Origin of the sequence: Leptospira kmetyi serovar Malaysia str. Bejo-Iso9, assembly GCF_000243735.2 — a bacterium.
Classification (GTDB): domain Bacteria; phylum Spirochaetota; class Leptospiria; order Leptospirales; family Leptospiraceae; genus Leptospira; species Leptospira kmetyi.
This window is the reverse complement of record NZ_AHMP02000003.1, coordinates 2,371,384-2,393,696: the sequence shown is the minus strand read 5'-3', so window position 1 is coordinate 2,393,696 and position 22,313 is coordinate 2,371,384. Positions and strand designations below refer to the sequence as shown.

Here is a 22,313-nt window from a genome sequence, read left to right as displayed (position 1 = left end):
ATTCGACCGATTAAGAATGTAGGAGGACAAGATGCCCGCATTTACGATTCCAGGACTTAGCTCCGGACAAGATACAAATTTGATCGTAAAGAAATTGGTGGAATTGGAAGCCAAACCGATCCGCCGACTTGAGCAACAGAATTCGTTTAACAAAGCTCAGTCAAAAGCGTGGAGCGACCTCAAAGTAGTCACGACCGACTTACAGAATAAAACAAGAGCACTTATATCTTTTACCGCTCCGTTCGCGATGAAGAATATCATATCCGAACCGGAAGGTGTTGTCAGCGGAGACGCGTCTCGTTCGGCGAGCGCGGGCAAACGCAAAATCGAAATCAAAGAACTCGCAACGTATCATCAAATCTCCGGAGATAAAACGGACGCGAACAAACAAATCCCTGCGGGAAGATTCAAAATCTTTTCCGGCGACAGCGAAAAGGAAATCGAATTCTCGGGCGGAACGATCCGGGATCTCGCGGCCGCGATCAAGGTCGGCGCGGCCGGTCTTGTCAATACTGGACTCGTTAAAGTGGACGGAGACAATTACGTTCTTACTCTTACGGCGGGATTGTCCGGTAAGGATCGCAAACTTAAATTCGAAGATTCTAATGGAGTTCTGCAAGCCGCGAACTTAGTGGGCGCGAGCGAACCTGCCGATCCTCCGAAAGAATTGAGTCTTCTTCCCGAACAGGATCAGATTCTCGTTTTTCAACCGGAAAAGTACGGTGTTCCCGCGGATGCAAAACCCGTTTTTAAAGAAGAGAACGGTAAGAAGTGGATGGAAATCGCGAGCGTCGGTTCGTTTCAATTCGGAATTCCCACCACGGAGTTGAAGAAGAACACGAGAATCGAACTCGTTACTTCCGTTGAATTCGCTCAGGAAGACAAATTAGAATTAGGAATTCTTTATAAAGAAAACGACAAAGAAAAGATGATCTTTGAAACCGCTTCCAAACAAAACGGAAAGGTCGTGTTGAATCTCAAGAATTTTCCAACGGGACAAAAGGCTCATAAGATTCTTTTCGCGAACTCGAGCGGTAAAACCGTAATATTAGATTCTTTTCATATAGTGATTCCGGGGGAATTTCGCGGCGCTAAACCCGCCAAGGAAATCGCGGAAGCGAAGGACGCGGTCTTTTTAGTGGACGGGATCGAAGTCAATCGCCCCAAAAACGAAGGACTTACGGACGTGCTCGACGGAGTTTCCCTGAATCTCCACAAAAAAACCGAAGCCCCGGTGAACATCGACATCAAAACGGATTCCGATAAAGGGATCGAGATGATTAAAGAGTTCATCGCCGCTTACAACACGGTATTAAAGTTTTCTAAAGAATCGACCGCCGTGGATAAGAACGCGACGGTTCGCGACGGAAAGGAAGAAGGCGGAGAAATCGGACAAAGTTTTTGGGAAGGAAAAACCAAAACCGGTCTTTTATCGGGAGAACATACCGTTCTTCGTTTGATCGCGGGTATGAAAACCGTCGCGAGTTCCTCTTATCCCGTCAGCGGTGAAAGTTCCGTAAGAATGTTAAGCGACATCGGAATCAGCACCGGAAACGTCGGCAGCAAATGGGCCGATATTCAGGACGGGTTTTTGATTCTCGACGAGGAAAAACTGAAAACAAAACTCGCGGAAAACCCGGACGCGGTTCGTAATCTTTTCGCGATCGACACGAACTCGGACGCGAGAATGGACACCGGGGTAGCGGTGGATCTTCTCGAACACGTGAAACCTTATACTCAATACGCAGGCGGACTTGTGGCCGGAAAGGTGAAGATGCTGGAAGAGCAGGTCACCGATAACAACAAGAAGATCAAGGAATACGAAAATCATCTCGTGAGTTACGAGAAAAAACTGAAGTCCAAGTTTCTTTATATGGAACAGGGCGTCGGTAAGAACAAAGCGGTGGGCGCCTACTTGAACAACAACCTCAAAGGCGCGAGAAACGAGTAAAACAGGAGATAGAAATGGAAATCTACATCAACGAACATCTCTTAGATAGTTCTCTTGAAAACGAAAAGAAGTTGGGCGAAGTTTTCGGCGAAATCAACAAGTGGGTTGAATCGAAAGGAAAATATCTTCTCGGTTGCACCGTCGACGGAATCGAATTTCAAGCGTCCAGCATGAACGAACAAGGAATCGAGTCCGCGAACAAGATGGAGTTTTTCGTGGGCGAAGAGATGGACTTTCTCGTTTCCACTCTCACCGAATTGGATTTGTACGTGGACAAGGTCGGTTCCACTTTGTTCGGAAGGGATTCTCTTACCGAAAAAGAATCTTCCGAACTGAGCGACGGAGTCAGATGGATTCAAACCGTTTTGAATTCCGCTTCGAATCTGCTGCATCTTAAACTCGATCAGATTAAACCGATGGGAACCGGTAACACGGTTTCACAGATCGTATCCGAGATCTCTTCGAACTGCGGAAGTCTGGACAACACCGAAACCATCGAAGCTTTTTTGGAACATCTGAGAGACTTGAAACTTTTCATCATGGATCTGATCGCGAGAACACAAGTGTTGGATTTGGATCTTCCCACTTTGAAGGAAATTCTCGACACGTTTATCGGAAACATAGGCGGACTCAAAGAAGGTTTCGTAAAAGTGAACGAGGCTTATCAATCCGGAAAGGACGAGGTTGCGACCGAGCTGTTGACCCAATCCATTTCACAGATCAACGTTCTTCTGACTTCGTTTATCACTTTGAAGCTCCGAAAACCGGATCTGGATCTCGCGGGAATCTCGATCGACGGAGTCGGCTTCGAGGAAAAGACGGGAGAATTGAACGAGATCCTTGCCGGGATCGCGGTCGCATTGGAAGAAAAGGACATCATCCGCGCCGGGGATTCCATAGAATACGAATTGCCCGGAACCTTGGACGAGTTTCTTCCGTTCTTGAAATTGATCCGCGAGAAAATCGCGTAAATTAGAATATTCTAAAATACTTCCAGACAAAAGATCGTGACGTCGTCGGACATCTCTCCTTCTCCGAAAGAACCGGAGTAGGAGAGAATCGATCGAATCATCGAGTTCGTATCGTCCACGACCAAAGATTTGACCGCTTCCAGAAACTGATTTCTGCCGAGAATGTTTCCTTCCCTGTTTTTCACCTCGAACAAACCGTCCGAATAAAAAAGAACCCTGTCCCCTTTTTGAAGATCGAGCTCGTACCTTTGGATTTTCGGAGACGCGATCGCAAAAAGAATTCCGCCCGAACCTTCGATAAAGGAACAGACCCCGTTTCGGATCAACAAACCCGGATGATGTCCTCCGTAACTATATTCCAATCTTCGAATGGAGGGGACGTATCTCATATAAACCGAGGAAAGAAAGTGAAGCGTGATCGTATCCTTCAAAAGTTGATGGATAAAAAGAAGATTGTGATCGGTGAGTTTGCTTCTTTTGGTCGAGGCTCCGAACGCGATGGAGGTCATGGCCGCAACCATCGCAGCCGAAATTCCGTGCCCGGAAACGTCTCCGAAAAGAATATGAAGACTGTCGTCCTTCTCCTTGATTACGTTTAGAATATCCCCGCCGACCTTGACGTAAGGTTGAAAGTGGGAATGGATTTTATAATCGGGAGAATCCGGAAAGTCCCGGGTAGTGATCATTTCCTGGATGTCCCGCGCGAGATCGAGATCCAGATCCAATCTATATAATAATTTTCTAATTTTCTCGAGCGATTCCTTTTTTTCGGTGATGTCCCTGAGAATATAAACCCTTCCTCCGTTTTTGCCGGAAAGCGGAATCGGAGAGGAGGAGACTTCCAAGTACTTGTTTTCGGGGACGTGTAAGAAATCTTCGTGCGATAGGTGAGGTTGTTCTTCCGTTTGAACGCTGAGATTTATAAACTCCTTTCTTTCAAAAAAGGAATCGGAAGGAAATCCTTCGAGATAACCGCAAAGATCGAAATTTATTCCGGTTCCGATGTTCTCCGGAAGACGAAGCATTTTCCTCGCGGAAAGATTGATAAAAAGAAGAATGCCTTTCGAAGAAAGAAGAATCACACCTTCCCGAATTTCGGAATAAAGCCGCAGAGCGATATGTTCGAGTTTGAGATCCATAAATCCATATTTCTGAATCGCTATGAAGATACAGATCGATTGGATCAAAGCCGCGCTTCCGCTGATCGGAGGAAACGTAAGGGAAGAATTCCAATAACGGGGAAGAAGGGTCGTGCTGTAACTCAAAAGATACGTGAAGATCGTTCCGTATGCGACGAGCCTCGATTGTTTTTTTAAAAGGAGATTGTTGGAACGAATTCCGCTTTGAATCAAAATCAAAGAAGCGGTTAACGTGGGAATTCCGATCACGAACGTAGAAACGGGAAGATACAAGGGCCCGCCCACGATCATATCTCCCCAATACGCGCGTGAACTTCCCGCAATCACGAGATCGGTGCTGATCGTGACGAGAAAAGAAACGAGGGAAAGTCCTCGGAAAAAGTATATTAGAAATCTATAATTCGATCCGGTGAACTGAACGGCGAACTCGAAAAACAGACAACCGATAAAGATCCAAGCGAAGGAAGAAACTTTGAAAACGATCACGGGCCAATTCCCGGGAAGAAAGGACCAATAAAGAATGAGCGCGATATGCCAGACGGAAAGTAGAACCGAAAATCTTTGATACAAGGAAACGGTTCTCGATTTTCCCTTGAGCGCGCTTACATACGCAAACAGGGAACCGTTGATGAGCAACGCGGAAAAAGGAATGAGAACGTAGAGATTCATCGGTTAAAAAATCTCCAAAATCAAAACGGCCAGATCGTCCGTAAGTTTTCCTTTTCCGAAGGTCAAGGCTTGGTCGATGGACGTTTTCAAAATGTTGGAAGGGGTGTGGACCGGAATTTCCCGGATCTTGAGCATAAAATTCTCGTAACCTAAAATCTCCCCTTCGTTGTTTCGGACTTCGAAAAGACAATCCGAATATAAGAATAGAATATCCCCCTTTTTCATTTGAAATTCGTAGTTGTGAAGTTCCGTTTCCGCGGTGATCAAAAGGATTCTTCCCGCGCCTTCCAAAGGAATGATCTCCCCGTCCCGGAAGATCAGGATTGGATGATGACCTGCATAAGAATATTCTAATATTTTTGTATTCGGATCGTAGGAAAGATAAATCGCCGAGATATGATGGTTTAAAACCGCGTTTAAAAGCAAGGTTTGGATCTTTTCAAGGGCCGTTTTCGGAGAGGGCTTCGTTTCGATGACCAACTGAAACGAAATCGAAAGCATCCCGGCGACCATCGCGGAAGAGATCCCGTGACCCGAAACGTCCGCGAAAAAAATATCCAGTTTTCCGTCCGAACGTTGAAGCGCGCGTAAAAAATCCCCTCCCACAAGTTCGAACGGTTGAAAATGAGAATGGAACTTATAGCGGGAACTTTCCGGAAACTTCGTGGAAATCGCGGAAGTCTGCGCGATCTTTGCGATCTCCAAGTCCTTGCTCAAAGCGGAATAAATACTTTCTATCTTTTCTCTCGATTCTATCTTTTCGCTGATATCGCGCAGGATAAAAAGATAACCGGTTTCGCTACCGGCCAATTCTATGTTCGATCTCGTCAGTTCGACGCCTCTGCAGTTTCGGTTGAAGATCGGCTGGTATTCCCTCGAAAGATGATTGGGGCTTTCTATATAACCCCTTAAAAAGTCGGAAGGATAAAAATGAGAAGGAAGAGTATTCGAAATTCCTAATATTTTCATCGCGGATTCGTTCATAAAATAAAGCGAACGATCCTGTTTGACGAGAATCATTCCGTCGTGTATGTCGCGGAACAATTCCACGGCGAGACCTTCGATGTTGATTCTCAGGAAGCCGTATCTCGTGATCGCGAAAAAGATAAGACAGGATTGGATTACGACCGCGATCGGAGTGAGAGGAACGGATAAGATTCTCCCTTGATCGTCGACTTGGATGATTTCGGAATAAAAACTCAGAAACATCGCGGACATGGAACCGAGGATCGCCAAGCCGATTTGTTTTTTCTGATCCTTGCGGGAAACAAAAAAGGATCGGATTAAAATTCCCAAACCTATAAAACCCGGAAGCGCGACGAAAGAAAGAATGACCACAAGATACAAAGGACCGGGTTCGTTTTCATAACCCCAATAATAACGGACGCTCCCTTGAATCACCCAATCGGTGGAAAGAGTCAGTAGATACGAGATTGGAATTCCGATTCGAAAAAACCAAAGGAAAACTCCGGGGACCCTGTTTAAAAACGCGTATATGAATTCGAGATAAAGCGCTCCGACCGGAAGCCAAGTTGCGGAAAGAATTTTAAAAGCCCAAGTCATCCAAGACTCGGGAGGATAGGACCAACTGAAAGCGTAAGTGAAAAGCCAGGCGTCGAGTCCGATTAAATAAAAAAGATAAGAACGGATGATCGGGTTGCCTGTTCTTCTCGCGTAAACGAATGCGATGAACACCGTATTCGCAAAAAGAGCCGCCATTGGAAAAAATAGGTAATAGTTCATACAGCAAGAACGAATTCGAGAATCGGGCCCGACCCCAGTATTCGTTTTGACGATGAATTTGAAACTATAAAATATTTATTTCTTAAATTCTTTCGGAAAGATTTGCAACGCCGACAAAGAATTCATGAAATTCTAATGAAGACGAAATCGTCGCTCGGATTCGGGCCTTATCTCGTTCGTAAAGAAAGACGCGAAAATTCTCCCCTGATTTTTCAAAGAAACGATCGGGGGAGAATTCCATCTTTTAGTCGAAGCGGCGGGTCGCTCCGATGTTGACCGCGAGAATCGTCGATTCCGCGCCGTAAGAATAACCCGCGTTGTTAAACGAAGTGGGGCCGGTTTTGATCGAGTGCGAAAAATCCCAATCGGTTCCTTTGGCTCCGCTCACGTGATTTTTCGGACCGTTGTAACTGACTCCCAGATCCAAACTCCATTTGTCGAAGAGATAACTAAAACCTCCTGCGAAGACGTGATAGACCGAAAAGAATCCTCCGGTCGTTCCGCCGAGTCCGTTGCTTTTGATCGCGAGAGAATTGTACGAATATCCGAGTCTGTAAACCCAGGAATCGGAAAGTTTATGTTCGAATCCCACGAGAACCCCGCCCTGATTTCGGAAGTTGAGATGCGCGTCCGCGTCCGCCAAATTTCCGAACGGAGTGGGAAGCCAAGGATCCTCCAGTTTTTGATTCGCCTTTTTCAGATAAGAACCGTAGTTCGTGTAGATCAAATCGACCGCGATCTTTATGTTCTCCGGTCCATAAGAAAAACCTAATGAATGTTTTTCCGGAAGATCGAACTCGTAGGAAACTCCGGTCTTTCTGTAATAATACGGATTGTTCAAACCGATCGAGTAATGTCCGTTTAAAGGAACGGAAGAATGCGCCTGATACGAATAACCGACTCTGAATCTTTCCGTGAACGCGTAGTTCGCGCCCAAAACCCCGCCGATCGAAAACGCTTTTTTACTGCTTTCGTAATAGTAACCTTGTCCGGGAACTTCCACGGTTCCGGTTATATCGTAGTATTTTTGATTGAGTTTTTGCGTTCCGTAAACCGCTTCCAAACTCGCGCCCAAGGAAAGATTCCCCAAACGAACGGAAAGACCGTTTACGAGTTTTACCACCGCGAATTGATTGCTGTTGGTTTCCTTGATCTGTTTGGAATCTCCGATCGGTCCGGGGATGTTGACTCCGGCCCAATCGTTTAGGGATTGTCCGGTCGGAGTGTTTCTCGTGATCTTATCCACGCCGCCGATCGCTCCTCCCGGGATATACAACGCGACTCCGTAATCCACGTTATCCGTAACCGGAAGTTTCAACGCGATGTAAGGAGCGGGAGCGTTCACTTGGCTTTTTTTATCGTTCGTATACGCGTAGTTCGGATTGGAATCCAGGAACTGATCCTGATAACGGTTGTAGATCGTGGAATTACCGAGACCGAACTCCAGTTTTTTCCCTTTTGTCAGGGAAAGATTCGCCGGATTTAATGCGACATCGATCGGAGAACCGCCTAACGCGGTGTTGGTGCCTGCGAGCGCTTCGTATCTTGCGTTGATCGCGTTTCGAGTCAGTCCGTCCACGGCCCAAAGCGTCGAATCGAAAAACGAAGCAAGAACGATGAGAATACCCGGATAAAAAAGTCGGGGTTTTATTCCTAAGTTTGAAATCATTTCGGTCTCCTGAGAAAATCTGATTTCAGAATGACCGGATGTTTTGTGTATTCAATCAGGATAACGGATACGTTATCCGCTATCCTATGCAAAAAATAAGAAAACGGTAAAATCCATTTTGCAATTTGTTAAGAATCTTGGAATCGGAATTCTATCATTGCGACGGAGAACAAAAGGACGAGAAAAATCGTAAAGCAGAAATTCCCGCGAGCAAATCGGTCGCTAAAATTAGAAAAGGCCGAACAAGCAGACACAAGGATCGACTGCGCCAATCGCTCAAATTCAAAAATATTTTTATTTAAGAATATTCTAAAAATAAAATATTCAAAAATAATAATAAATTGGATCAAGCATAGGTTTTTTGGGGCGCGCGAAACGTTCGGTCGTTTTTTATTTTTTGGAACGCGTTTTGAGGGCGGATCGCCGTTACGAGCTGATCGTGAACGGATCGAGAATCGGAAAAACTTTTTTATTTCGTAGCGGCGCTTTTGAGAATGTTTCTCGCAGAAATTTCGTCTTCTTTCAGCTGAGCGATCAAACTTTCCACTCCTGAAAATTTAACCTCGTCCCGAATTCTTTCCGTAAAAATCACTCGTACGGTTTGATCGTAGATCTCTTTTTGAAAATCGAAGATGTTGGATTCCAGAGTGACCGCGTTTTCTCCGAAGGTAGGATTGCGTCCTATGTTGATCATCGAAGGATATTCGATTCCCTCGACCACGGTAAAACCGGCATAAACCCCGATTCCGGGAAGAAGAATGTCCGAGTTCGTTTTAACGTTTGCCGTAGGAAATCCGATCTGTCTTCCTCTTTTGTGGCCTCCGACGACGATTCCCGAAACGGAATAAGAGCGGTTGAGACAACGAGTCGCTTCCTTTACGTTTCCTTCGGAGATCAATCCTCTCACATAAGAACTGGAAAGTTTTACTTCTTCCAAAAAGACCGGGTCCACTTTTTCCACGGAGTATTTTAGCTTTTCGGAATATTCTTGCAGGAGTTCGAAGTTTCCCCTTCTTCCCTTGCCGAAACAATGATTGAAACCGATGATGATGTTTTTTGCCTTGAGTTGTTTGAGAAGAATCTCCTCCAAAAAGGATTCCGCGCTCATCTCCGCCAATTCTTTGTGAAACGGAAGAACAACCAGAAAGTCGATTCCTTGTTTGCGGATCCATTCTTCCTTGTCCGCAAGGGTCATGAGACTTTTCATGTCCGGATTTTTTCCGAGGACGATCGCGGGGTTCGGATCGTAGGTAACCACGCAGGAAGCGAGTCCGGTTTCTTTGGAAACCTTCAAAACACGATCCAAAAGAGCCTGATGACCCAGATGAATTCCGTCAAAATTGCCCAAAGTCACGACGCAGGGAGAATGAATTGTTTTTCCGGCTTGGTCAAGTGTATGGATTGTGATCAAATTCTTCCCGGTCCTGTCGATACTAAGAGTAGATGGTTTTGCACCGATTCATACTCGTTTTGTTCTGTTTTACTTTTACCAGTACGGGGTTTCTCCAATCGGAAGAAAATCCGAAATTTAAAAAATTCATCAACTTCGATCATCAGGGAGAAGACGGAGCGCCTCTTCATACCGAAGATTTTAGAACGTATTCCGAGCTTTCCACTTGGGCGATTCACAACGGAATGCAGTTGGAAAGGGACAGGCCGGACTGGGCTCCAGGCGCCGGAACGGGCCGATTGCAGGACGGACTTTGTAGAATGATTCCCGAAGAAGGACTTAGGTTTTATCTTACCGCGGATCCGTCCCGCAACGAACCTCTGTATATTCAAATGGATCTAACGCAGTTTACTTTCACCGAAAGACCCAAGGGATTAAAACCGAGGGAACTTAGAATTTATATGAACGGCGTTTTGAAAACCACGGTTCGATTTCCGGGAGGGGGGGATTATTCTTCCCAATTTCCCGTTCGGTTTCGAGTCGATCCGGGCGAGTTGATCGAAGGGAGAATGGATTTCCGTCTCCTACCGAACGCCGGGGAACTCGGTCGTTTTTGGGGAATCTGGGACGTTTTATACAACTATCGTCCGCAATAACTCTGATAAAACGATTCTTGCAGAGTAGGAGTAATCCTTGCCGCGTAAATCGCGTCCGCAACCGGAACCCGCCAAACGACGCGAAGGCTTGCGGATCGAAAACGCGTCTTTGTTCTTCGGGACGTTCGATCGCGCTTCGGTTTGAGTGTTTATCGAAAGAACGCGGGTTTTACGGAAAGTTAGAACTGAATTCTGCGGGGCTGATGGTTTTGAAATAGGAAGTAAGACCGGCGACTTTGAAAACTTTTTCGATCGCGGGTTTCATGTTCGCGATAAAAAAAGAACCGTTTAGGTCTTGCACGTAGTTCAACTGCTTGATGAGCATTCCGATTCCGGAAGAATCGATGTAGTTGAGCTTTTCAAGATTTACAACTACGTTTTTATTATCTTTATTGATATTAGTTTCGAAGAATGTTTTGAGATCGATTGAGGTATAGATATCGAGACTACCCGAAAGACTTACGATGTTGGTTTCTCCCGATTTTCTATGATTGATTTCCATACCGTTCCTTTCCTTCCCTTTTCCCAGAATTTGACGATAAGTTCAATCTATTTTTGATAAAATTATGGGGAAAATCCCAGAACCACCGAAACTATTAAAGGACGGGTCTGGAAAATTATACAATGAAAGCCAAATTATTTTATTTCCTGATTATGATTTCCGCCTTTGCCGGTATTTCGGGCCAAGAGTTCGAACCGGATGGTAAAGTGAAAATCCTACCTTATGAACAGGGACAAATTAAGGACCTGGAACTTTTGGGAAAGGACATTGCGGAGTTTCATAAGCGAATCGAAAGTCGCCTTGCATTTTTAAACCGAAGAAAACAGATCCAAGACAATCTTTACAGTCAGTTTATTCCCGCGTATGAGGATCAAATTCCTCAAAGTAGAAATCGTTACATGCTCGATTTGAGATTCGTTTTGAAAGTTTCCGGAGCTAAGGAACAAAGCGCGGCTTTAAAATTGGAATCGATCGTGTTTTGGAGTAGGAAATCATTAATTTCCAAAATGCGTCCTCAGTATGAGGAAATCAGCATTCTTAGAAACGATAAACTCAGTTCCGAATCACCGGATTCCATCGAATTGGTGGTGAGAAAAAAAACGGATTCCGGCACGAAGGAAGTCGTTTATAATGTGGCAACGATCCGTGAACCCGCGCAAAGGGTAAAACTTGTCCGGATTTATAGAACCAACCTACTGGAAATCATCCGTCGAATCGATAAGTATGTGGAAGGAAACATCAAAACCACCGCGGAAGACGTGGAAACCACCCTTAGAGAAGTGGAAAACGGCGGACCTTATCAGGAGAATCTTCCAAAGGAGTAGAATTCTTATATGAACGATCCGGGGTCAAAAAATAATTTCCCGGATCATTATAAGAATCTAGGACTTTCTCCCTTGGCTTCCGTCGAAAGGGTAAAATCGCGTTATCGGGAATTGGCGAAGATATTCCATCCCGATAACAGAGAAACCGGTTCCTCCGATCTTTTTCAAAAGTTCGCACAATCGTATCAGATTCTCACACATCCGACTCGGAGAAAAGAATACGATCTTCAATATCTTTCCAGACATCCCGAAATTCTTTTTAAGTTCAAGTCCGCGATCGAAGGGAAGAACGATCCGCATTCTCCCGTAAAAGTAAAACAGATTCCCGCCTCGAGAATTTTATACGCGGGTCAGGCAGTCGAACTCGCGAAACGCGGGTTGTTGCGCGCTGGAATGAGAAATAAGGAACGCAAAAAATACTCCGGCATATATTACGATATTAGAATTCTCTTAACTATGGAAGAGTTGAATTCTCCGTTGTCCGCGAAAATTCCCCTGGTTGTGCGCGTTCTTTGTCCCGATTGCAGGGGTTCGAACGTGTTCTGCGATTCCTGCGGCGGAAAGGGAACGTATAAAAGTTTTCGAAATCTCAATCTCGAGGCCGAAGCGGGGAAACTTCTTCCCGGTAAAATCTACGAACTGGATCTTTCCGGACTCAAACCCGAAGGATTCGTTCATTTTAAGAAAAACCGTCTCAAAGTAAAAATTGAACTTCTGGACGGAGGGAAAAAATAGGTCCTATGCAGAAGGTGATCCGATTAAATCCGATTTATAAGGATAGAATTTGGGGCGGTAGAAAACTCGGAGACTTCCTCGGAAGAAACATACCGGACGGAAACATCGGAGAATCCTGGGAAATTTCGGATTACGGAGACGACGTTTCCATAATCAACAACGGACCTCTCGCAGGAAAAAATTTCCGCGCCGCATATCGGGAAAACACAGACGCGATCCTGGGCAAACCGTTCCGAGATAAACCCTTTCCTCTTTTAATCAAAATCATAGACGCCAAAGAAAAACTTTCCGTTCAAGTTCACCCCGACGATGCATACGCCGAAAAATACGATCCGCAAAGCGCGGGAAAAAAAGAAGCGTGGACCGTTCTGCAAGCGGAACCCGGCTCCAAACTCGTATGCGGTTTTTTGAATGCAACGAGCAGGGAAGAATTCAAATCCCTCGTGGAACAAAATAAGGCCGAAGAAGTTTTAAGACAAATTCCCGTAAAGGAAGGGGATTCCTTTCTTTTGAATCCGGGAAGAATCCACGCGATCGGCGCCGGAATTCTTTTGATGGAAGTGCAACAATCTTCGGATTCCACTTACAGGGTTTACGACTACGGAAGACCGAGGGAATTACATCTTCAAAAGGCGCTCGACGTTTTGGATTATTCCGGTCCTTCCGAAGCCGACGTCATGAAACCCGAGCCGAAAACTTGGGGCGACGGCAAGCGGTTTCGTCTAACGGCAAACGATAAGTTTCTGATGGAAACCTTGGAAGTTTCCGGAAACGGAAAAACATTCCAAATTCCGAATGTATATCTGGATTCCGTGTTCCAAATTTTGATCGTGTTGCAGGGGAAGGCGGAGGTGGAAGGAGAAATTCTTTCCCAGGGAGATACGATTCTTCTCACCGCTTCCGGTTTGGAAGAGGGAATTCAGGCGATCAATCGTAGCGAAACCCTGAAACTTTCCGTCAGCGGACCCGGTTCCGATTGGGCCGCGTACAAAGATTAGAATTTTCGAATGGAACCCGAAGAAGAACCAATCGTCTGGATCAGCGAGGAAGAACTCGCAAAACAAAGAAGGATCGCAAAGGATCTCAAAAAAACTCCGTGGTGGAAAAAGAAAAAGGGCGCGGGCGTTTGTCATTACTGCGGTAGAAAATTCCCGCCCGAAGAATTGACGATGGATCATCTCATTCCTCTCGCAAAGGGAGGAAAGTCCATAAAGGCCAACCTCGTTCCCGCATGCAAAGAATGTAATTTCGCAAAAAAGAATAAACTTCCCTTCGAGTTCGATTCGGATTCCGAAAGCGGCCGAACGCAAGGCGGTCAATCGTGAACGATCTTTCGCACGACGAAGAATCCAGGGAACACGAAGAACAAGGTCGGGAAAGCGTTCAGCTTTTGGACGAGGACGGGAATCCGCATTCGTTTATCATCGCGGAAGCCTTGGAGATCGACGAAAATCAATACTTTCTTTTGTCCCCGATTTTGGAAGAGGATTTGGATTTGATCAACTTGGACGTGAGTTCGTTGCGCGGAGAGGACAACGCGGGTTATTTCGCAGTTCGTCTCGAAGCCGACGAATACGGAGAGGATCGTCTGATCGAAGTCCGCGACAAACGGGAACTCCAAGACATTCTCGCGGAATTGAACGTGGACATCGTTTGATTCGGCCGAGAATTTTAAAAAAATAGAATATTCTAAAATGATGAACCTACCCCGGACGCGCGCGGGGTAGGCGGATAAAACTCAATACTCGGCGTAAAGTCCGAAATGTCGGGAAGACGCGGACGTACAACCTCCCGTGGAACAACCTAACATCGCGAAGGTGATTTTGTTGTTCACCTTGCGCGCGATCAAAACGATGTTGTCGTTCGTCGCCAGAGGCATTCCGCCGCCTGCGGTGCCGAACGTCGTTGTCGCCGAAATTCCGTTCGTAAACGAAGGAACGTTCGTGGAGGAGTTTCCTCCGTTTTGAGCGGATAAGGTCCGAGCGTCTATGTTGACTCCGGTACAAACTCCGCTCGAACAAACGAACTTTGCGCTTACAAAAGAATCCACCGTGGCCGCATTGGCTCCTCGAAGATTGTCGAAACCGAGAAACGTTTTTCCGTTGAGAACCGTGTTTCCGTTTAAGGAAGAATCTTGCGCTAAACCGAAGAAACCTCCTTTATCCGTACCCATATCCAAAATCAAAACGCCCGTCGAAGAGACGAACGCGGTTTCGCCCGTCGGCCAAACGACTTTTCCGTCCGTACAGATTCCGTTGTTGAGATTCACGGCGGTTCCGGCTCCACCCAAAGTGGTGATCGTTCCCGAGACGAATTTCTGATTGGTTCCGGTGATCGTAAGAGTTCCGTATCCTCCTTGAAACGATCCGCCTAAGGTTCCGAACATCGCTTGGATCGTGTTGAAGGTTCCCGCGACATCGGAACAGTTCGAACTTTTTTCCGTGTAAACTTCCGCGCGCATGGGCGTAACGGGAGCGCCGCCCGCGTTGGAATAACCGCTGATCGGAGTCGCGAGCAATCCGACTCCTTCGATCGGAATCGCAAAACCTCCTTGCGAATAGGAAGGCGCCGACATCAACGCGATAAACGGACTTGAAGTATACGTGGTAACTTGTCCTGAAATTTTTTCGTTGGTCGTTAGGTTGGTAAACGAAAAACTTCCATAATTTGTTTTTACCATGTCTCCGGTCATAACATCGCCCGGACTTTTGGTTCCTCCGTAAGAAACCGATCTGGACGAAGCTCCGGCGTACAAAGCCGCTAAAGCGAAAAGATTGGATGAATCGTTGTTTTCCTTTTTACAATCCGTAGCGCAAACACAAAGGATCGTAAGTAAAGTAAACAAACGAATGAATTTTGAAGTGGAAGAATGGTTCATAGCGGCGGAATTATAACACCGCCCATATCGTTTTGCAAACGAATGCCGAGGAAAGAATTTGAAATTCGATAAAAAAAAGATCGGATATTATAGAATACCGACTTCTTTTATAAATAGAATTGAAGTTCTCTCGAAATGATTTCGGTTTAAATTTTTTCTTTTTGTGAGATAATCGAAAAGAGAACGGAATCAGATCGTTCCTACGATCGTGAAAACACAAATCGTTTCCGTGGAAGTAGAATATTTTCGCGTCGTTGGGCGCAACTCGGATCGATTTAAAAATCCGTATCCCCTCTGGATAAAGAGCTTTCTTCCTCATCGGGTGAAAGGGAAGAATGGGGAACCCTTTTGAGATCGAATCCGTTGTTGCTCCAATAAATCAGAAACGAAAAAACAAGACCGGCGCCCAGGATCGAAAACAAAAACGCATTATAGATCGCTAATGTGATAAAACAGACGAACCCGAGCGTGATCGCGACGATCGGTAAAATTGGATAGAATGGAACCTGATACGGTTTTTTCTGGTTCGGATTTTTGATTCTCAATACAAAAAAGGAAATCATACTGATACAATACATTCCACAGGCGCCGAACGCGGATAAGGTGATGAGTTCTCCCGTATTTCCGAACTGAAGCGAAACGAGCCCGACGACCCCGCCCGCGAGAATCGCAAGACTCGGAGCTTTGGTTTTCGAATTCAGCCCGGAAAGAATTCTCGGTAAAAAACCTTCTTTGGCGAGCGCGTAGATCTGCCTCGAATAACCGAGAATGATTCCGAGCAAGGACGCGATCAAACCGAACAAACCGATAAAGGTGAAAATAAGAACGATCGAAGACGAAGGTCCATAAAGATTTCCTAATGTAAACGAAAGAGGATAATCCAATTTGGAAACTTCTCCCGTGGAAACAACCCCCGCAGTTCCGAACAAAACCCCGAAGGCCAAAAGAACCAAGGTGCCGATTCCGGAAAGATAACCGAGAGGAATATCCTTGGAAGGATCCTTCACTTCTTCGGCGGCCATGGCCACACCTTCCACCGCGAGAAAGAACCAAATCGCGTAGGGCAGAGCGGGAAACAGATTCCAAAAATTGAATGTAAAATCCGCAGTAAGTTTGCCCGAATCGAAATGGGGAAAGATAAATCCGAAATAAAAAAGAAGACCGAATACCGCGGTAAGGGTTACGAACAATTCGAATCTCGCGGTTTGTTTGATTCCCAATAGGTTGATTCCGATCAGAAGAATAAAAAACACGTTAGACGCAATCTCGGCTCCGACGGCAGGAATCAAAAAATGAAAGTAACCGCCGAGCGCGGACGCGATCGCGGGAGGAGCGAGAACGAATTCCGTAAGCGTGAAAAAACCGGCGAAAAGACCGCCTAACGGACCTAAGGCGACGTGCGCGTAAGCGGAAGGACCTCCCGCGTGCGGAATCGAAACCGCAAGTTCCGTAAAACAAAGGGAAAAGCAGGAATAAAAAATCGCGATCAAGGTCACCGCGGCCAAAAATTCCCAAAAGTTCGTGTGCGCCCAACCGAGATTCCAATCGAAGTAATCGCCCGAAATGACGAGACCGACGGAAATTCCCCAGAGATGAAACGGCCCGAGGACCTTTTGTAAAGAAGAAGACATGAAGGAAGAATCAATTCCCGAAGCGGGAGAAAGGAAAGAAATTTTTAATCCGAAATCGTGAAAGTCGAACCTCAACCGCCGATAAACGGAGTCATTCTTTCCATCAGAATACGACGGTTGTCCCCGCTTTGAAGCGCGATCACACCTCGGATGATGGCTTGTCTGCGATCGGATTCTTCTTTGGACCAGGATTTGATCCGGTTTGCAAGAGGGAAGAATAGAAGGTTTGCGAATGCGATTCCGTAGAAGGTCGCGATAAACGCGGTTGCGATTCCTTCTCCGAGCGCGCGCGTTCCGGCGCCTAAGTTTTCGAGAACTCCGACAAGGCCCATGACGGTCCCGATGATTCCCACCGTTGGAGAAAAACCTCCGGCGGTTTCCAAAATCTTCGCCGAGTTCGCTTCTTTGTCTTCCATCGCGATCGCGGATTCGAAAAGAATTTCTTCCACGGCCCTCGGATCGGTTCCGTCCACGATGAGTTGAATTCCTCTTTGCAAAAACGGATCTTGGATCGACTTGAGATTGTCTTCGAGAGAAAGAAGTCCGTTCTTACGAGCGCGCTCCGCGAAATCCAAAAAGAGTTCTCCGAGAGGAAGTTTTCGTCTTGGAAAAACTGCGGTTTGTAGGTTGAGAATGAGGTCTTTGATTTGTTCCAACGAAAAGCTGGCGAAGGTCGCACCCGCGGTTCCCCCGATGATCAAAAGAAGCGCCGAAATTTTTAAGAACGAAAGGAAATGCGCTCCTTCCAAAAGAATCGCTATCAGGACGGACAAGAATGCAACGGAAAGGCCAACGAGAGTAGGATTCATTTCCGCAAGAGTTCCCGCGATCACGGGTTTTTACAAGAAAATTCTGTCTCATGCGGAAACGCCCCACCACCGGGCTCTCCGCTTGGATCCCGCATCGATCCCTTGCGCGGGGATTTTGTGGACTTCCAAGCTGCGTAGGTTCAATCAGGATTCGTATGAGATCCTACATTTCGTCCGAACTTTAGAATCATATAGAATTCCAAATCGATGTGGGAACTACCACTCATCGATAAATCACGAACCATCTGCGACGTTTCCGTTGGAAATTTGTGGGAACTACCACGAAAAAGTGGGCGCAATGGACTACTATCTCAGCTACGCTGAGAACCAACCTTATGTTTCGACCCGTAGGGAGAAACATTGAGTTCGACGTTCCACTGCCTTTTGGTTATCTCGCTCTTTTGAATCGCTCGATATGTACAAAAAAAGGGGACGGTGTTACTTTCGTCCCCCCGTCCGTTTCAAAATGAAAATTCGCAGTGGAGGAACACAACCAGGGAGGTTGTTGTCCATCCATTGAAAAGTATCGGCCGCAGGAGTTCCTACATTAGGCTCTCCGGTAAAAAATACACGAGCCAATTCTAAAAACTAAAAAATTTATGCGGCGCAAAACCTTTGACTTTTAACGTGCAAAATTTTTTCTGGCTATCATTATGCTGACCGTCGTAACTGTACTGTTTCTAGCCATTTATGGGATCGACATCGTCGCTCTCTTTTTCTTCGGGATTCATACCTACGTAATGGTATATCTCTACAAAAAGAACCATGCATATTGCGAATCCGAACCGGACAAGATTCTCGACATCGCCGACCCGAATTTACCCGTAGTTACGGTTCAGCTTCCGATTTTCAACGAGTTCTACGTAGTAGATCGCTTGTTGGAAACCACTGTCGCACTGAAATATCCAAAAGATAAACTCGAAATCCAACTCTTGGACGATTCCACGGACGAAACGGTCGAAAAATCCAGAAAACTCATCGCTCACTACAAATCTCTCGGGTTCGACATTCATCATTTACATAGATCCGGAGCGGAGCGCACCGGTTATAAGGCCGGAGCTCTCGAAGCGGGAATGAAAGTGGCACGCGGTCAGTACATCGCCATTTTCGACGCCGATTTTATGCCGGATCCGGACTTCCTAATCAAAACCGTTCCTTATTTCGAAGATTCTAATATTGGAATGGTTCAGGTTCGCTGGGGACACGTAAACGCGGACTATAACGTTCTTACAAAAGCGCAATCCTTCGGAATCGACGGTCACTTTATGATCGAGCAGGTTGCGAGAAACGGTTCCCATCTTTGGATGAACTTCAACGGGACCGCGGGAATCTGGAGAAAAGATTGTATCACCGACTCCGGCGGATGGGAGCACGATACTCTTACCGAAGACTTCGATCTTTCTTACCGCGCCGAAATGAAAGGCTGGAAATTCCGTTATTTTAAAGATATTGAATGTAAGGCTGAGATCCCTGCGATGATTTCCGCTTACAAATCCCAACAATTCCGTTGGTGCAAGGGATCGATCCAAACCGCGGTTAAATTGCTCCCGAGAATTCTCCGTGCGGATCTTCCTTGGAGAATCAAGTCCGAGGCGATCGTTCACTTGATCAATTATTCGGTTCACCCTTTGATGGTGATCAATATTCTTTTCAGTGCTCCGCTTCTTTTGATGGACTACTGGTCCGGATTCAGCTTCTACGATCTTCCGATCGAGATTCTGATGGGAACCGCCGCGATTCTTTCCGTCGGCTCCGTGGGACCGATGATTTTCTACGCGTATTCTCAGAAAACTCTTCACAAAGATTGGAAGAGAAGAATGGTTTATCTGCCGATTCTCATCATGATCGGAACCGGAATCGCGATCGTAAACACAAGAGCGTGGCTCGAAGCGATTCTCGGAATTCAATCTTCCTTCAAACGCACTCCGAAACTCAAAATCGAAAAGAGCACGGACGTTTTGAAAGAAAGACTGAAATACACCGTTCCCTTGGATTTCCACGTGGTTCTCGAGTTCCTCATGGGAATTTACTGCCTTGGAACCGTGGTTCTTTCGTTTGCTCTTGGAAAACCGCAGATCGTAGGATTCTTAGCAATCTACGCACTCGGATTCTTCTACGTCGGATATTTATCTTTGAAAGAAGCTCTCTGGAAACTCGGAGCTTCCAAACAAGAATCCACGGAAGAACTTCCCGCTCAGGCATAATACCGGTCTAACTAGAGAAGGGTAGAGAGAAGAGATTCTCCCTGCCTCGCTCGAAAGCCCGGCGCTTCTGCTTGACTTTGCACTTTTTTCTGAAAAATTGACAAAATACCGCTACTTTTATAGGAACCCCGATGAGTGAGAAAGTTTACTGCGCTAATTGCCTGCACTGCGTAACCGTAAGACAGTATGAATCCGAGGCAGACAAATACATTCTCCGCGTAAAATGTACCAAGAAAAAATGGTCCAAAAGATCCGGAGAAGAAAAGCTCTATAAATATTTCACCGTTGCTCGCCGTATGCAAGTGAACTGTGAATTCTATGAGCCGATGGGTGAAATTCTTCCTTATATCAAAAATCTTAAGAAAGAACTCCCGATCAAAGACGAAATCTACATGGTGAAAACTCTCACCTAAAGAGTTTTGAAGCCCTCCGCTTTTACTCTCAAACCAGGATTGGTCCACGGAAAATTTTCCCGTAAGACCGTCCTGGAAGAACCCTTCACATTATTTCCCGAACCGGGAGCATTGTATTTAAAAGAATTCCCCACTCGTGTACGCGCGGGCGAACCTCTTCTCAGACAATCCGTCGGAACACTTTTATCTCCCGTGGACGGGATCGCGAGTTTGATCCAAGGCGAACATTCTACGAAGATCCGAATCGTTCAGGACGGAAGTTTTCAGTTATCGGGCGAAACTCAGATCGATTCTTCCTTAAAACTCGAACAAGCCTTGGAAAGAATGGACGAACTCGGGCTCGTATCGCTCGACTTCGCGGATACGACGTTATCCTCTCTTTTTAAGATTTTTAAATCCTCTTTGATCGTTCTTTCTCCATATACAAAAACGCAATCGGTCGACTTTCAAAAGATTCTTTTGGAAGAATGCAAAGAATTGCATATTCAATTTTTAGAATATTTAAAAGCCTGGTTTCCCGGGACGAACGTTAAGGACTACGTTTTAAATCCGGTTCCGTTTCGGAAATACGAATATCCGGCAGGTTTTCCGCAATACTTCGTAAAAAAAGCCCTTTCCGAAAAAACATTCCAAAAAGAGAATATTCTTTATCTCGGACCGGAAACTCTCTATCATCTATACCGCGCTCTGTTCAAAAAAATCCCGTTTATCGAAAGACATATCAGCATCTACTATGTGGGCAAAAACGGCGGACTCAAAAAGGAAGAATCTCCGATCAAGTTTCGCGACGGTCAGAGCTTAAGTTTTCTTCTTCTCGAAAAAAAGAAGGAATATCCGAACTTCACGTTCAATTCCTTTTTCGACGGAGGAGAATATCATTCCTCCTCGGAAGAATACTTTTTGGACATCTACAAACATCATTCGATTCTTTTCGTTGCCGGTAAAATCCGGGAACAAAAGGAACTTCCCTGCACCGAATGCGGAGAATGTACTTATAACTGTCCTCTCGAATGCAATCCGATCTCCCTTGTAACGGGGCAGGGACAATTCTTTTCCAACGCCTGTATCTCCTGCGGGATCTGCACGTTTCTTTGTCCTTCGGGAATCTCTTTGAGAGATAAGATCGAAACCGTAAAATCGGAACAAAAGGAGAAATCGAATGTCTGATTATCTTCTCGTTACAAGAGCCGGTTTTTTCCGTAAGTCCGATCCTTTTTTTCCGGATCTTCTTTTGGGAATCTTTTCGCTCGCGGGGATCGTTTTGTTCGGAACGATTCCATTATGGATTTGTTATGCGATCGTTCTCGCGACCTGCTTCGTTTATCAATTTACGATCGTTAAACGTTCCGTTTATCCTTTGAAGTGGGTCGTTCATACGGGGATCTTCGTTCTTCTTTTGCCGATCCATCCGGGTACGGTTGTGTGGGCGATTCTTGCGGGAATCGCGGGCGTCTTTTTATATTCTCCCTTGGAGAACCGTCTTCGGATTCAGGTTCCTCTTTCGTTGATTCAACTTTTGATCTTTTTGGTTTTGTATCTTATGCTTCCCGCGGTGGATATTTTTTCGGGACTTGCGGGTAAACCGAGTTTGTCGTTTCGGGACGAATCCATCTCGGATCTTTACAGCATTCTTTCCTTTTCGCAAGAAGGTTATTCTCCTTGGAGATTTTCTTCTTTAGAAACGATGGGCGCTTATGCAATTCTATTCTTAATCCCCGTCTTTTTAAAAAGACCGAACGCGTTTCAGATTCCGTTGATCTTCGGAGCGGGTTTGGTTTTAGGAACGGGAAACCTTGCGATGGAATATTCTCCCGTTCTTTTGTCCACTTGGGTCTCGTTTGCGGTTCTTTTCGCCGCGCCGGGAAGGAACTTATATACGGCTTGGATCTATTCTTTGATCGGAGTTTTGGCGACCGCGGCGCTGTTTTATGTCATTCAGGTTTTAGTCGGTTTTTCTTTACCGCTTTTCGGCTTTTCCGTTTTCTATTTTTTCATTGAAGCCAGCCTGATCCGTATATTTCTGGGAAGCAGAGTCGATAATTTCGGACAATTAGAGTGATTCGAATTGTGGTTAGAATGATGATCGCGTATTGTAACAAACGTAAACGTAAAGTCGAAATTCGCAAAGA

General features: G+C 45.8%; 20 protein-coding genes. 12 read left to right on the top strand and 8 right to left on the bottom strand.

Going from position 1 to position 22,313, the window contains the following annotated elements; genetic code table 11:
* Window positions 1-31 precede the first annotated feature (31 nt).
* Both fliD and LEP1GSC052_RS13625 read left to right on the top strand, forming a co-directional pair.
* Window positions 32-1,951 carry a flagellar filament capping protein FliD gene (gene fliD / locus LEP1GSC052_RS13630; protein ID WP_020985940.1) on the top strand — a complete coding sequence of 640 codons (1,920 nt, stop codon included), beginning with the start codon at window positions 32-34 and terminating at the stop codon, window positions 1,949-1,951.
* A gap of 14 nt (window positions 1,952-1,965) precedes the next feature.
* Window positions 1,966-2,922: a hypothetical protein gene (locus LEP1GSC052_RS13625; RefSeq protein WP_010573698.1), complete on the top strand. Its 957-nt coding sequence runs from the start codon at window positions 1,966-1,968 to the stop codon at window positions 2,920-2,922.
* 11 nt (window positions 2,923-2,933) lie between these two features.
* On the opposite strand, the gene LEP1GSC052_RS13620 is transcribed toward LEP1GSC052_RS13625, so the two are convergent.
* The 4 genes from LEP1GSC052_RS13620 to LEP1GSC052_RS13605 all read right to left on the bottom strand — a co-directional run bounded on the left by LEP1GSC052_RS13620 (window position 2,934) and on the right by LEP1GSC052_RS13605 (window position 9,553).
* Window positions 2,934-4,730 carry a SpoIIE family protein phosphatase gene (locus LEP1GSC052_RS13620; RefSeq protein WP_020986650.1) on the bottom strand — a complete coding sequence of 599 codons (1,797 nt, stop codon included), beginning with the start codon at window positions 4,728-4,730 and terminating at the stop codon, window positions 2,934-2,936.
* 3 nt (window positions 4,731-4,733) lie between these two features.
* Window positions 4,734-6,473, bottom strand: a complete 1,740-nt coding sequence (locus LEP1GSC052_RS13615; protein ID WP_040913029.1) for a SpoIIE family protein phosphatase — start codon at window positions 6,471-6,473, stop codon at window positions 4,734-4,736.
* Window positions 6,474-6,717: 244 nt separating this feature from the next.
* A complete protein-coding gene (locus LEP1GSC052_RS13610; protein ID WP_020986030.1) occupies window positions 6,718-8,142 on the bottom strand; it encodes an OmpP1/FadL family transporter in 1,425 nt (474 codons plus the stop codon).
* 469 nt (window positions 8,143-8,611) lie between these two features.
* Window positions 8,612-9,553: a bifunctional riboflavin kinase/FAD synthetase gene (locus LEP1GSC052_RS13605; RefSeq protein WP_010573703.1), complete on the bottom strand. Its 942-nt coding sequence runs from the start codon at window positions 9,551-9,553 to the stop codon at window positions 8,612-8,614.
* A 32-nt stretch (window positions 9,554-9,585) separates the two neighbouring features.
* Between LEP1GSC052_RS13605 and LEP1GSC052_RS13600 the strand changes: the two genes are divergently transcribed.
* On the top strand, window positions 9,586-10,188 hold the full coding sequence (locus LEP1GSC052_RS13600; protein ID WP_010573704.1) for an LIC10729 family protein: 603 nt from the start codon (window positions 9,586-9,588) through the stop codon (window positions 10,186-10,188).
* 169 nt (window positions 10,189-10,357) lie between these two features.
* On the opposite strand, the gene LEP1GSC052_RS13595 is transcribed toward LEP1GSC052_RS13600, so the two are convergent.
* Complete coding sequence (locus tag LEP1GSC052_RS13595; protein WP_010573705.1) at window positions 10,358-10,690, bottom strand: STAS domain-containing protein; 333 nt, start codon at window positions 10,688-10,690, stop codon at window positions 10,358-10,360.
* Window positions 10,691-10,812: 122 nt separating this feature from the next.
* Here LEP1GSC052_RS13595 and LEP1GSC052_RS13590 point away from each other — a divergent pair, with 122 nt between their 5' ends.
* From LEP1GSC052_RS13590 to LEP1GSC052_RS13570, 5 genes are read left to right on the top strand one after another with little or no spacing between them, the layout of a single operon-like run.
* A complete protein-coding gene (locus LEP1GSC052_RS13590) occupies window positions 10,813-11,514 on the top strand; it encodes an LIC_12936 family protein (RefSeq protein WP_020986043.1) in 702 nt (233 codons plus the stop codon).
* Between the two features lie 9 nt (window positions 11,515-11,523).
* Window positions 11,524-12,249, top strand: a complete 726-nt coding sequence (locus LEP1GSC052_RS13585; RefSeq protein ID WP_010573706.1) for a J domain-containing protein — start codon at window positions 11,524-11,526, stop codon at window positions 12,247-12,249.
* Between the two features lie 5 nt (window positions 12,250-12,254).
* The gene (locus LEP1GSC052_RS13580; RefSeq protein WP_010573707.1) at window positions 12,255-13,247 is read left to right on the top strand and encodes a type I phosphomannose isomerase catalytic subunit; all 993 of its coding nucleotides are present in this window, start codon (window positions 12,255-12,257) and stop codon (window positions 13,245-13,247) included.
* A gap of 9 nt (window positions 13,248-13,256) precedes the next feature.
* Entirely contained in the window at window positions 13,257-13,574 is a 318-nt protein-coding gene (locus tag LEP1GSC052_RS13575; protein ID WP_020985649.1) for an HNH endonuclease, read from the top strand.
* On the top strand, window positions 13,571-13,906 hold the full coding sequence (locus LEP1GSC052_RS13570; protein WP_020985867.1) for a DUF1292 domain-containing protein: 336 nt from the start codon (window positions 13,571-13,573) through the stop codon (window positions 13,904-13,906). Before LEP1GSC052_RS13575 ends, LEP1GSC052_RS13570 begins: the two co-directional genes overlap by 4 nt.
* Window positions 13,907-13,987: 81 nt before the next feature.
* On the opposite strand, the gene LEP1GSC052_RS13565 is transcribed toward LEP1GSC052_RS13570, so the two are convergent.
* From LEP1GSC052_RS13565 to LEP1GSC052_RS13550, 3 genes are all read right to left on the bottom strand, one after another.
* Entirely contained in the window at window positions 13,988-15,127 is a 1,140-nt protein-coding gene (locus LEP1GSC052_RS13565) for a hypothetical protein (RefSeq protein WP_010573709.1), read from the bottom strand.
* A 275-nt stretch (window positions 15,128-15,402) separates the two neighbouring features.
* Window positions 15,403-16,758: an ethanolamine permease gene (gene eat, locus LEP1GSC052_RS13555; RefSeq protein WP_156892123.1), complete on the bottom strand. Its 1,356-nt coding sequence runs from the start codon at window positions 16,756-16,758 to the stop codon at window positions 15,403-15,405.
* 71 nt (window positions 16,759-16,829) lie between these two features.
* Window positions 16,830-17,567 carry a motility protein A gene (locus LEP1GSC052_RS13550; protein WP_040913570.1) on the bottom strand — a complete coding sequence of 246 codons (738 nt, stop codon included), beginning with the start codon at window positions 17,565-17,567 and terminating at the stop codon, window positions 16,830-16,832.
* A 653-nt stretch (window positions 17,568-18,220) separates the two neighbouring features.
* Between LEP1GSC052_RS13550 and LEP1GSC052_RS13545 the strand changes: the two genes are divergently transcribed.
* The 4 genes from LEP1GSC052_RS13545 to LEP1GSC052_RS13530 all read left to right on the top strand — a co-directional run bounded on the left by LEP1GSC052_RS13545 (window position 18,221) and on the right by LEP1GSC052_RS13530 (window position 22,243).
* Window positions 18,221-19,771, top strand: coding sequence for a cellulose synthase family protein (locus tag LEP1GSC052_RS13545; protein WP_010573713.1), 1,551 nt, complete (start codon window positions 18,221-18,223; stop codon window positions 19,769-19,771).
* A gap of 131 nt (window positions 19,772-19,902) precedes the next feature.
* Window positions 19,903-20,184, top strand: coding sequence for a hypothetical protein (locus LEP1GSC052_RS13540; RefSeq protein WP_004459036.1), 282 nt, complete (start codon window positions 19,903-19,905; stop codon window positions 20,182-20,184).
* A 6-nt stretch (window positions 20,185-20,190) separates the two neighbouring features.
* The gene (locus LEP1GSC052_RS13535) at window positions 20,191-21,351 is read left to right on the top strand and encodes a hypothetical protein (protein WP_020985952.1); all 1,161 of its coding nucleotides are present in this window, start codon (window positions 20,191-20,193) and stop codon (window positions 21,349-21,351) included.
* Window positions 21,344-22,243: a hypothetical protein gene (locus tag LEP1GSC052_RS13530; protein WP_010573715.1), complete on the top strand. Its 900-nt coding sequence runs from the start codon at window positions 21,344-21,346 to the stop codon at window positions 22,241-22,243. The genes LEP1GSC052_RS13535 and LEP1GSC052_RS13530 overlap by 8 nt, the downstream gene beginning before the upstream one ends.
* The last annotated feature ends 70 nt before the right edge of the window (window positions 22,244-22,313 follow it).